Genomic DNA, 6,860 nt, shown 5'->3' with positions numbered 1-6,860 from the left:
TATTGGGGATTAAGCTGTTATTCTCTTCCAGTTCAGTGAAAGAATGGGTAAAAGAGTTAGAATATGTAGAGCAATATTGACAACATATAAAGGAGCTATTGTTTAAAATTGGAGTAACAAAAAAATAAAGAGAGGTTTACATCTGTCAGATTAAAAGTGATAGTATGTCCCATGAAACTTGCAAAAGAGTTGAACCGATATACACTAGGTTCAACTCTTTTTATTTGTATATTGAAAAAATATCACCGAAGTGACGAATGAAACTATAACCAAAGTAAGCAAGAAAATAAATTTTGTAAATAAAATAAAGTAGTGTAAAAAGATATTTATAAAGCCAATCAAAACTTAAAATTTCAAACGCTAGATAATCAAATAGATAAAAAAATGAAATCGGTTCTATGCGTACGACTAATAAAAATAATAAATTTTCAATAGAAGAAAATGGAAATGAAATCAAATAATTATGAAGAAAAAACAAAGCACTTAGAAAAGTCTGCAAGCAAATTTGAGTAATCGAGATCTAATTTTTTTAAGGAAGTTTAGCAAAAATATGTAATTCTATTGTCAGTATTAAAGAGAAATTTGGAGCGGAATATAATGAAAAGAGAAAAGCAATTAAACGCAAAAAATGTAGAACTTAAAAAATATAAAGAGGAACAACCGTTAAAATTAGGAATGATGTAGTGTAAACATTGTAATTGCTATGATATAAATGAAGTGTTAAAGAAAGCAAATTTAAACCAATTTTGTGAAGAGAAAAGAGAGTGGCAAGCTTTATTTTGCCACTCTTTTTTTGTGCGTAAAAGCTTTAGTCACTATGACCAAAACTACGGACGAAACTATGACCAAAAGTAGGTACTATATTATGACCGAAAATAGGTCCAAAATGGATTTTTTTGTGATATCAAAAAATATGAAGTGATTTTGAAAGAAAACCAGTTGGGACAGCCAACTTAGCAACCTTCCTGTAGGAAGGTGCTATCAGTTTTCCCTTATGCTCTTTTCTTTCTTTTTTGTTTCATATGTCAAATGCCATTTTGAAATGTACCATCTTAAGAAATTTAACCTTAAAAACAATTGCGTTATTGGATAAAAAGATGCTACATTATCTTAAAAAAGGAATCAAATATGATGAATTTAGTGGCTAGCATATCGTGTGATTAAGATGCTTTATAGTGTAAGTTGAAGGAGAAAAAATATTTAAAATATACTTCCCATTTCAGTGGGAAGTAAAATTAATCTTGTTGTTTCTACTAGTAATGTATCTTTTTGGAATCTATGTAACAATGTAAACAAGATTTTTTTCAGAAGAAAAAACGATAAAAGTTGTGATAAACGATTTAAAAAATAGGAGAAAATATATCAAGCGCATGGTATGAAACGCACATTTAAAAAGATTCGACTAACTAAAAAAATAAGTTTACAAAGCATTGTTGTGTATTACAAGTGATCTATACACTGAAAATGATAGAGAAAATCTGATACGTCCGCAACAATGGACAATTGAAAAAGAAAGTGAGGAAATTGGAAGAATGGTTGATGAAAATAAAGTTGTTCCGCTTGAAACACTAGTGATAAATAAGGAAGAGTTTGAGCAACTTTTTCTTGATTTTTTTGTTCAATATGACAGGATTTATGATTTTAGTTCGTCACTAGATTTATTTGAATTAGAGGCAGAAATAATAGAAAACAGTCGAGAGGAGAATGGTAAAATCATCATTTCAGTAGAAAAATTCAATGAATTATTCTCAGAAACATTTGAAATAGATACAGATTATTATCAACCACAAGAAGTTTTCCAATCATTTAGAAATCAGATTATTCGCTCAGGTAAGACCGTAAACTGAAAAACAATAAAAGAAACGTTGAAAGAATAATTATTCCTTCAACGTTTCTTTCAGACTGTAGACAAACCTTATACAAACATGAGGTTTGTCTTTTTTCTATGTAATATTCTATGGATAATCGATAGATTAGGCAGTTTTCCTTTAGGAAAACGCCTCTTTTGCGCTTTGATCCTTTTTATTTTTGCTAGCTTTTTCATATTAAGACACGCAAAAGTAAGCCCAATTTTCATGTGCATTTTTTCAATTCCTATTTGATTGGTATAACGTAGCCCAAGAAATTCTTTTGCTGTCCCAAAAATTCGTTCAAAGGTTTCTTTTCTCTTTTTATAAAGTTCTTTGAACCAACTTAGATGGCGTATCTCTTCACAGGTCTCTATAGCTTCAGCCCAAATGTGTCTAGTGATTACTTTGGTATGATTTTTTGAGTTGGTACACTTAGCTAAGAAAGGACAATTTTTACAATCCTTGGGATTGCTTTTGTATTCGATATATCCTTTGCGATTGGTAGTGGTATAAGAGAGTATTTTATTATTGGGACAGATATAAGAATTATAGTAATCGTCATAAACATATTCATGTTTCTTGAAATAGCCTTTTTTAGTCATAGGACGTTTGTATGGGAAAATTGGGGTCAATTTATGTTCGAGTAGTAATTGTGCAATTGCTGGTGTCTTATACCCAGCGTCCATAATTAATTTTTCTAGGGGAAAGGCTCCTTTGAGCTTGTTAAATAAAGAAACAAACGTACGACTGTCATGAAAGTTCCCCGGGTGTGTAGTATAACCTAATATCCATCCATATTGATCACACGCCACTTGTGAGCTATAGGCAAAAAACTTCTTTGTGTTCACCTTTATGAAACCAACCACTTTCAGGATCAGTCGTACTTCTTTTTTTCAAGGAAGTTTTACTTTCTATGTTTGTTTTTTTTAAGGGCTTTTTTAAATGTTTTTCTCGATTCTTGGTGATTTCTTTTGTCAGCTTATCTGTATAAAAAACAGCTTGTTCCATTACTTCGACAGATTCTTTTTTGTTACGATTCGCATGTGCTTTAATATGCGTACTATCAATAAATACTTCGGAAGTATCTACGATACCTTCAGCGATACATTGTTCTAGAATTTCATAAAAAATTTTTTCAAAGAGATCTGTTCCTTTGAACCGTCGCGTATAGTTTTTACCAAATGTTGAAAAATGAGGAACAGGATTTTCTAAACTCAAACCTAAAAACCAGCGATAAGCGATATTCACTTCTATTTCTTTAATTGTTTGTCTCATACTTTTAATACCAAATAGATATTGAATCATTGGTAATTTAATTAGAAGAATAGGATCCAAGCTAGGACGTCTTTGGATTTCATCGTATTTCTCTTTAATCAATTCATAAATAAAGGAGAAATCAATACATTGATCTATTTGCCGCAATAAATGGTCCTGTGGGACCAAGTCTTCAAGAGAAAAGAAACCGATTTGTGCGCGTTTACTCATATCTTGTTTTGAGAGCATCTGGATACACCTCCATTTGATACTCTTATTTTAACGGATAAAAAAAGACAAAGCACTAAAAACTAGTACTTTGTCTATAGTCTGAAACAAATACTAAGGATTTGTTTTTTCTTTTATTATAAGAGTTTTCCACAGCTAAGATATTTATACACAGCAGTAGAGTAAACAAGTTTAGTAGTGTTTTATTATGCTAATTGCATAACAGGAACTAATGCTTTACATAAATCCTTATTACACATGTTGTATTATTCCACCCCACTTGTAACAACCTTCACACGCCTTACATGTTCTATCTAAATCATCAATAGGATTCTTCTTTTTTTTGCATGGACCAAAATAATTTCTATATTATAGTCTGGATATTCTGAGTCTTAAATAAGGTGAAGTTTCATTCTCTGTTTTAATACTGTTAAATGCTTCACCAGATTGTATTATTAAATCTCCTTCTTGCTTAGCGATAGCAGCTTCAAAATCAAAATATCTATCATCGTTTTTAAAACTGATACCATATTGATTGATCTTTTCTAGTAACTCTACTGCAAATTGTGGCACTTCAGAATCACTAGAGTGTTCTTCATCCACAGCTGAAATTGTAGGGTTAAATACTAGTATTATAAAAAGCATTCCAAAAAAAAACAAGTATCTTTCTCATAATTATAAATTTCCTTTCATCTTCAAAAATTTGTACCAAAAAACAACAAAATAAATCCAATATAAAGGAGCGCTCCCCCTCCTAAAAGAACAAAAAAGTAGAAAACGTATTTAGTTGTTTTAGTAATATTATTTGCACTTCTTATTTTAATAGTAATAATATAAAATGCTACGAGAATTAACAATGGTAGGGCTCTGATCAACAATTCTTGTTCCTCCTTTGGTAAAAGCGGTATGAACATTTTTTATAGTTTTCAATTAAACAATATTTCTGTGATCAGATACCTAAAAGTTTTTGATTTTATTTAGAATGCCCAATTCATATGCCCTTCATCAACTCACTTAAATAGTTCAATTATAAATTGTTTATGTATAAACATGATATATTTTGTTAGCCAAATTACCAGTTTTAATCTATAAATCATTCTTAAAAACGAAGTAAGTTGAGCATAATTAAGTATTAAACCATAGAATATTGATGTTGAAATTTTATAAAAAGAGTTTGAAAAAATAATAGAAACATAACATGTTGTATTAAAGTGTTAAAATATCATCAATCAAGTCAAATAATTGTCATTTGTATTATTCTTAAAGATGACAATGAAACTTTATTACAAGAAAACTTATCTAACTAATAATTCACTATAGTTTTTCTAATAAAAAAATAGAAAGTAATAAAGTAGAATAGATATTTTTAATTAGTTAATTATTCATCTATATTGATGTTAGATAAACATATTAAGTTTTATGGTAAAGATTATTAATTAAGCTTCAGCTAACATAACGCTATAACTTTTATTATTTTTACGTTTTTTTGAAATAAAAGGGTTTACAAAGTGGGTTTTTGTGGTATTATTAGCTAAGTCAACACGTTAAGTAAGAGAGGAAAGATAAAATAATGTTACCTAAGTATGAAATAATAAAACAAGACATTATTGAGAAAATTAATACTGGAGAATTTGAAACAGGGACAAAAATTTACTCCGAAGGAGAACTCAAGAGAATTTATGGTGTTAGTAATACGACAGTTGTCAGAGCTTTGCAGGATTTAGTTTTGGAAGGATATTTAATTAGAAGACAAGGTGAAGGTACGTATGTAAGAAGGAATTTACGTCATAAGAAAGTGTACTTTGATGAATTAGGGCCTTTTATTAAAAGGAAATCAGAAGAAACTATTAAAGAAGCAACTGAAAAAACAATAACAAAATTTTATCGTAGTGTTCTACAGAAGGAAATTGCAAAAAAATTGAATTTAAAAGAAGATGCAAGTCTAACTCAGATTGTTCAAATAGCTATGATTGATGACTTGATTTGGAAAATTCAAATTCGCTATGTGTCAGATGAAATGTTAACAGATGATATGATAGTTCAATTACAATCTGGGGGGAGTTTATCAGAGGAGTATAAAAAAAAGAGCCAATTAAAGCAATTACCAATGAATCAAGAAATTAAGTTTAGTGTAGTAGCAAATGAAAGTGATGTTTTAAATTTAATTCCTGAAGAAATGCTGTATGTTGATTGGGCATTAAATTTACCGATTGTTAAATTTAATAAAACTTATTTTGATAATCATAAAAAAGCTATTGAATTTTCAACGACATTAATTCATTACAAACATTATGCAATTAAGATTGAATATGAAGGGATATAAGTATGAACAAGTTAAATGTTGAAGTTTTAAAAGATAGTCATCGTTTTATGAATAATGGCTTATTGACTAAAGAGAAAGTTGAAAAAGCGATTGAAGAAGCTATTCAAAAGATTGATCACAACATGAGCCGTCTAGGTGAACGATTTCCATCTCCTAATACGATTAACCATAGTTATCAAACAATTGAAAATGTAGAATGGACAACAGGTTTTTGGACAGGAATGTTGTGGTTAGCTTATGAATATACACAGGATGAAAAATACAAACAATTAGCAGATAAACATGTGGATAGCTTTTTAGAAAGAATTGAAAAAAATATTGCAGTGGATCATCATGATATGGGTTTCTTATTCTCGCCTTCTTGTGTAGCATCATACAAACTTACAGGAAATAAAAAGGGTAGAAAAGCAGGTATTTTAGCCGCAGATAAGTTGATGACTCGCTACCAAGAGAAAGGAAAGTTTATACAAGCTTGGGGAGAATTAGGAACTAAAGATAATTATCGATTAATTGTTGATTGTTTATTGAATATCCCATTACTTTATTGGGCTTCTGAAGAAACAGGAGATCCTAAATATAGTGAAGTAGCGGATAAGCACTATCAAACAACAATTGCTAATGCAATAAGGGAGGACGCATCATCATTCCATACATTTTATTTTGATCCAGAAACGGGAAAGCCTGTTGGAGGAAGGACTCGTCAAGGGTATGCTGATGATTCAAGTTGGGCACGTGGACAAAGTTGGTTGATTTATGGTATTGCGTTAAATTATAATTTCAGACCAAAAGAGGATGATTTTGTTAGTTATGAAGCAGTTACTAATTACTTCTTAAATCGTTTGCCAAAAGATTTAATTTGTTATTGGGATTTGATTTTTGATGATCAATCACAACAATCAAGAGATTCTTCTACTGCTGCTATTGCTGTTTGTGGGATGAATTTAATGAACAAGTACTTACCAGAGTCTTTTGATAAAAAACAAGTTTATACTTATGCACAGCATAGCATATTAGAAAGTTTAATTGACAGTTATACAGAACAGTTGAGTCAAGGAACTGTAGCATTAATAAATCATGGCGTTTATTCTTGGCACAGTGGTAAAGGAGTAGATGAAGGAAATATATGGGGGGATTACTACTATTTAGAAGCACTTATTCGTTTTTATAAAGACTGGAAAATGTATTGGTAATAAAGGGGGAAATGT

General features: G+C 30.0%; 4 protein-coding genes and 1 pseudogene. 3 read left to right on the top strand and 2 right to left on the bottom strand.

The window, feature by feature from the left end; genetic code table 11:
• Positions 1-1,532: 1,532 nt before the first annotated feature.
• Positions 1,533-1,847 (top strand): hypothetical protein, encoded by a 315-nt coding sequence (locus tag Q1X33_RS15550; protein WP_034868824.1) that lies wholly within the window; start codon positions 1,533-1,535, stop codon positions 1,845-1,847.
• A 68-nt stretch (positions 1,848-1,915) separates the two neighbouring features.
• Here Q1X33_RS15550 and Q1X33_RS15545 read toward each other — a convergent pair.
• Both Q1X33_RS15545 and Q1X33_RS15540 read right to left on the bottom strand, forming a co-directional pair.
• Positions 1,916-3,353, bottom strand: a pseudogene (locus Q1X33_RS15545) (IS1182 family transposase).
• Between the two features lie 348 nt (positions 3,354-3,701).
• The gene (locus Q1X33_RS15540) at positions 3,702-3,992 is read right to left on the bottom strand and encodes a hypothetical protein (protein ID WP_301969796.1); all 291 of its coding nucleotides are present in this window, start codon (positions 3,990-3,992) and stop codon (positions 3,702-3,704) included.
• Between the two features lie 910 nt (positions 3,993-4,902).
• On the opposite strand from Q1X33_RS15540, the gene Q1X33_RS15535 reads away from it, so the two are divergent.
• Positions 4,903-5,655 carry a GntR family transcriptional regulator gene (locus Q1X33_RS15535; protein WP_003128371.1) on the top strand — a complete coding sequence of 251 codons (753 nt, stop codon included), beginning with the start codon at positions 4,903-4,905 and terminating at the stop codon, positions 5,653-5,655.
• A gap of 2 nt (positions 5,656-5,657) precedes the next feature.
• Positions 5,658-6,845, top strand: a complete 1,188-nt coding sequence (locus Q1X33_RS15530; RefSeq protein ID WP_005227400.1) for a glycoside hydrolase family 88 protein — start codon at positions 5,658-5,660, stop codon at positions 6,843-6,845.
• Positions 6,846-6,860 lie beyond the last annotated feature (15 nt).

This window comes from Enterococcus sp. B2E4 (genome assembly GCF_030499455.1).
GTDB classification, from domain to species: Bacteria; Bacillota; Bacilli; order Lactobacillales; family Enterococcaceae; genus Enterococcus_D; species Enterococcus_D casseliflavus.
This window is presented reverse-complemented; position numbering and strand designations above follow the sequence as displayed.

What these genes read in the sequence shown, in the direction of transcription:
- Q1X33_RS15550 (WP_034868824.1), top strand. Translation starts at nt 1,533, where the DNA reads ATGGTTGATGAAAATAAAGTTGTTCCGCTTGAAACACTAGTGATAAAT.
- Q1X33_RS15535 (WP_003128371.1), top strand. Translation starts at nt 4,903, where the DNA reads ATGTTACCTAAGTATGAAATAATAAAACAAGACATTATTGAGAAAATT.
- Q1X33_RS15530 (WP_005227400.1), top strand. Translation starts at nt 5,658, where the DNA reads ATGAACAAGTTAAATGTTGAAGTTTTAAAAGATAGTCATCGTTTTATG.